Annotated in this window: 4 protein-coding genes; 2 read left to right on the top strand and 2 right to left on the bottom strand. The window is 63.5% G+C overall.

Translation table 11 applies throughout. The annotated features are described in order from the left end of the window. Nucleotides 1-51: 51 nt before the first annotated feature. Nucleotides 52-966, bottom strand: coding sequence for an RNA methyltransferase (locus EN991_RS25330; RefSeq protein WP_024504565.1), 915 nt, complete (start codon nucleotides 964-966; stop codon nucleotides 52-54). Between the two features lie 216 nt (nucleotides 967-1,182). On the opposite strand from EN991_RS25330, the gene EN991_RS25325 reads away from it, so the two are divergent. Both EN991_RS25325 and EN991_RS25320 read left to right on the top strand, forming a co-directional pair. Continuing rightward, nucleotides 1,183-2,394, top strand: a complete 1,212-nt coding sequence (locus EN991_RS25325; RefSeq protein WP_013532148.1) for an NADP-dependent isocitrate dehydrogenase — start codon at nucleotides 1,183-1,185, stop codon at nucleotides 2,392-2,394. Nucleotides 2,395-2,406: 12 nt separating this feature from the next. Further along, nucleotides 2,407-3,033: a glutathione S-transferase family protein gene (locus EN991_RS25320; protein ID WP_024504566.1), complete on the top strand. Its 627-nt coding sequence runs from the start codon at nucleotides 2,407-2,409 to the stop codon at nucleotides 3,031-3,033. A 52-nt stretch (nucleotides 3,034-3,085) separates the two neighbouring features. Here the strand turns inward: EN991_RS25320 and EN991_RS25315 are convergent. Next, nucleotides 3,086-4,291: DHHA1 domain-containing protein (locus tag EN991_RS25315; protein WP_245461075.1), on the bottom strand; the 1,206-nt coding region annotated here is incomplete at its 5' end.

Genomic DNA, 4,291 nt, shown 5'->3' with positions numbered 1-4,291 from the left:
CGCAGTACGGTGAGCCCGCCGATGCCCGAATCGAACATCAGGATCGGCCGCTCAGTCATTGTCGGTTCCTTTTCCGCCAAGCGGCGGTATGTCATCGTCCTTGCCGGCGCCGGCAAGGCGCGCCGCTTCCGCCTTGCGGGCCCGCGCGGCGGCCGCGGGCAAGCGTCGTGGATCATCGCCAGGGGACCCGTCGCCGCGCGGCATCGCCGGCGAAAACCTGTCGAGCGACGAGATGATGCCGCGCAGCACCTTCAGCTCCGGTTCGGCAAAACCGGCGCGCGTCAGCACCGCACGCAGATTGTCGATCATTTTCGGCTTCTTCGGTGCCGGCCGGAAATAGCCGCGCGCTTCCAGTGCGCCTTCGAGATAGGCGAACAGGCCGTGCAATTCCTCCTTGCTTGCCGGCTTCATGTCCGGGCCGGAAAAATTGGTCTTGGTCTCGTCTTCCAGGCCGGACTTCATCCATTCGTAGGACATCAGAAGCGCGGCCTGGGCGATGTTGAGCGACGAGAAATCGGGATCGACCGGGAACGTGACGATCTCGTCGGCAAGGCCGACCTCGTCATTGTAGAGGCCGAAGCGCTCGCGGCCGAACAGGATGCCGGTGCGCTGGCCCATTGCGTGACGGGTCCGAAGCATCCTGCCCGCCTCCACCGGCCCGCGCACGGATTTGAAGCCGTCGCGCTGCCTGGCCGTGGTGGCGAAGACGAAGTTCAGGTCGGCGAGCGCCGAGGCCAGATCGTCAAAGACGGTGACGGCGTCGATGACATGATCGGCGCGGCTCGCCGCCGCACGTGCCTTCTCGCTCGGCCAACCGTCACGCGGATTGACGAGGCGCAGCTCCGACAGACCGAAATTGGCCATGGCGCGCGCGACCATGCCGATGTTCTCGCCAAGCTGAGGCTCGACGAGGATGATCGCCGGGCCGGCGACTGCAATGCTATCAGGATCTTTGGTGACGGGCATGATTGTCAATGAACTGCTGTTTGCGGCATTTCAGCGTCCCCTGCCATATTCGGCCGGGAAAATGAAGCATTCGCAAATGACGACGGCTCTGGCCTCCAATTCGTGACCGATCGCCGTTTGCGTGGCCAAAAGCGCTTTGATATACGGGCGACATCTCCCGGCCCAACGCCACGCGGGCAAGGCCGTCCCACATCCCAGCAACGAGGCATTCTTTCCATGGCGAAGATCAAGGTGGCGAACCCGGTCGTCGAACTCGACGGCGACGAGATGACCCGCATCATCTGGCAGTTCATCAAGGACAAGCTGATCCACCCTTATCTCGACCTCAAGCTGGAATATTACGACCTCGGCATCGAGCATCGCGACGCCACCAACGACCAGGTGACCATCGATTCGGCCAACGCCATCAAGAAATACGGCGTCGGCGTGAAATGCGCGACGATCACGCCTGACGAGCAGCGCGTCGAGGAGTTCAAGCTGAAGAAGATGTGGAAGTCGCCGAACGGCACCATCCGCAACATCCTCGGCGGCACCATCTTCCGCGAGCCGATCATCATGAAGAACGTGCCGCGCCTGGTGCCCGGCTGGACCAAGCCGATCATCGTCGGCCGTCATGCTTTCGGCGACCAGTACCGCGCCACCGATTTCCGCTTCCCCGGCAAGGGCAAGCTGACCATCAAGTTCGTCGGCGAGGACGGCCAGGTGATCGAGCACGATGTATACGACGCGCCCGGCGCCGGTGTCGCCATGGCCATGTACAATCTCGACGAGTCCATCCGCGAGTTCGCCCGCGCCTCGCTGAACTACGGCCTGCTGCGCAACTACCCGGTCTATCTGTCGACCAAGAACACCATCCTCAAGGCCTATGACGGCCGCTTCAAGGATATCTTCCAGGAGGTCTACGAGGCTGAATTCGAGGCCGAGTTCAAGTCGAAGAAGCTGTGGTACGAGCACCGCCTGATCGACGACATGGTGGCCTCCGCCCTGAAATGGTCGGGCGGCTATGTCTGGGCCTGCAAGAACTATGATGGTGACGTGCAGTCCGACACGGTCGCGCAAGGTTTCGGCTCACTCGGCCTGATGACCTCGGTGCTGATGACGCCGGACGGCAAGACCGTGGAAGCGGAAGCCGCGCACGGCACCGTCACCCGCCACTACCGCCAGCATCAGAAGGGCGAGGAAACCTCGACCAATTCGATCGCCTCGATCTTCGCCTGGACGCGTGGCCTCACCCATCGCGCCAAGCTCGACGACAATGCCGAGTTGAAGCGCTTTGCCGAGACGCTGGAAAAAGTCTGCATCCAGACGGTCGAGTCCGGCTTCATGACCAAGGACCTGTCGCTGCTGATCGGCCCCGACCAGCCTTGGCTGTCGACCACCGGTTTCCTCGACAAGATCGACGAGAACCTGCAGAAGGCGATGGCCTGATAAGTAAGCAAGATGGGCAAGCCCATCGTCTACGGGGCGGACTATAGCGTCTATGTGCGCATCGTCCGCCTCGTGCTTGAGGAAAAAGGCATCGACTACGAGCTTGTGCCAGTCGATGTCTTTGCCGCCGACGGGATTCCCGCCTGGTATTTCGAACATCATCCGTTCGGCCGCATCCCGGCCTTCGAGCATGACGGATTCCGGCTGTTCGAGACGAGCGCGATTGCCAGATATGTTGACGAGGCGTTCGACGGGCCAGCGCTGCAAGCGACGGAGCCTCGTGGCCGCGCAACCATGAACCAGATCATCGGCATGCTCGATGCCTATGCCTACAGATCGATGGTCTGGGATGTTGCCGTCGAGCGGCTGGAGAAGGCTCAGCCGGATGAGGCGTTGATCGCCGGCGGCCTTGCTCAGGCGAGCAAAGCGCTTCGGACGCTGTCCGCGCTGAAAGCGCCGGGACCGTGGCTGCTGGGCGACCAGCTGACGCTGGCCGACCTGCATGCCGCACCGATCATCGGCTATTTCGTCAAGGTCGCCGAGGGGCAAAATCTGCTGGCCGAGTTCCCTGATATCCGGGACTGGTATGCGCGCATTGCGGCTCGGCCGAGCTTCGTGCAGACTGAAAAAATCGGCTGATAAGAGACGTCCGCTGTCCCTCCAACCGTTGCTTTAAATTCAGTCCACTCGCCTACGCCGCTTCGAGTGCCGCCCTTACCGCAGCAATCGCATCATCGGCCTTGGAAGCGTCGGGGCCGCCAGCCTGGGCCATGTCGGGCCGCCCGCCGCCGCCCTGCCCGCCGAGCGCCGCCGAGGCCACTCGGACAAGGTCGACGGCGCTGAAGCGGCCGACGAGGTCGTCGGTGACGGCGACGACGACGCTGGCCTTGTTGTCCTCACCGGAGCCGACGAAGACGACGACGCCGGAGCCGAGCGACGTCTTGCCGGCATCGGCCAGCGGCTTCAGGTCCTTCGGTGAGACACCTGAGACCGTCTTGCCGAGAAAGCCGACACCGGCCACCGTCTCATTGGCGGCTGGAGCATCGGCAGACGATCCGCCGCCCAATGCCAGCTTCTTGCGCGCTTCGGTCCGTTCCTTTTCGAGCTTCTTGCGCTCTTCGAGCAGCGTCTCGACGCGCGCCGGTACATCGGCCGGCGAAATCTTCAACACGGCTGCCGTCGCCTTCAAACGCCTGTCCTGCTCGTCGAGATGTTTGCGCGCGGCTTCGCCCGTCAATGCCTCGATGCGGCGCACGCCGGCGGCGACCGCGCTGTCCGATACGACACGCACGAGGCCGATATCGCCGGTCGCCCGGACATGGGTGCCACCGCAGAGCTCGACCGAATAGGGCCGGTTCGCCTTGGCGCCGTGCAGGCCGGTGCCCATCGACACGACGCGCACTTCGTCGCCGTACTTTTCGCCAAACAGCGCCATGGCGCCCTCGGCGATGGCATCGTCGACCGACATCAGGCGCGTGGTCACCGGGCCGTTCTGGACGACGATCTCGTTGGCCATGCGCTCGACCTCTTCGAGGTCTTCGGCCGAAATCGGCTTGTTGTGCGAGATGTCAAAGCGCAGGCGCTCGGGCGCGACCAGCGAGCCCTTCTGTGCGACATGGCTGCCCAGCACTTCGCGCAGCGCCTCATGGATCAGATGCGTCGCGGAATGGTTGGCGCGCAGCCTCGAGCGCCTTGCATGATCGACCTTCAGCTCGACAGCCGCGCCCGTCTTGACGGTGCCGCTGGCCACCTTGCCGATATGCACGAACAGCCCGTCGGCCTTCTTCTGCGTATCCGAAACCTCGATCGAGAACCCCTCGCCGGAGATGACGCCGGTGTCGCCCATCTGGCCGCCGGACTCGGCATAGAACGGCGTCTGGTTGACGACGATCGCCAC

Source organism: Mesorhizobium sp. M7A.F.Ca.US.005.03.2.1, from assembly GCF_003997795.1.
Lineage (GTDB): Bacteria > Pseudomonadota > Alphaproteobacteria > Rhizobiales > Rhizobiaceae > Mesorhizobium > Mesorhizobium ciceri.
The sequence above is the reverse complement of the archived record's forward strand: the minus strand, read 5'-3'. Positions and strand labels throughout refer to the sequence as shown.

Bases quoted from the DNA above. Each gene is read 5' to 3' on its own strand.
- EN991_RS25325 (WP_013532148.1), top strand. From the start codon at position 1,183: ATGGCGAAGATCAAGGTGGCGAACCCGGTCGTCGAACTCGACGGCGAC.
- EN991_RS25330 (WP_024504565.1), bottom strand. From the start codon at position 966: ATGCCCGTCACCAAAGATCCTGATAGCATTGCAGTCGCCGGCCCGGCG.
- EN991_RS25320 (WP_024504566.1), top strand. From the start codon at position 2,407: ATGGGCAAGCCCATCGTCTACGGGGCGGACTATAGCGTCTATGTGCGC.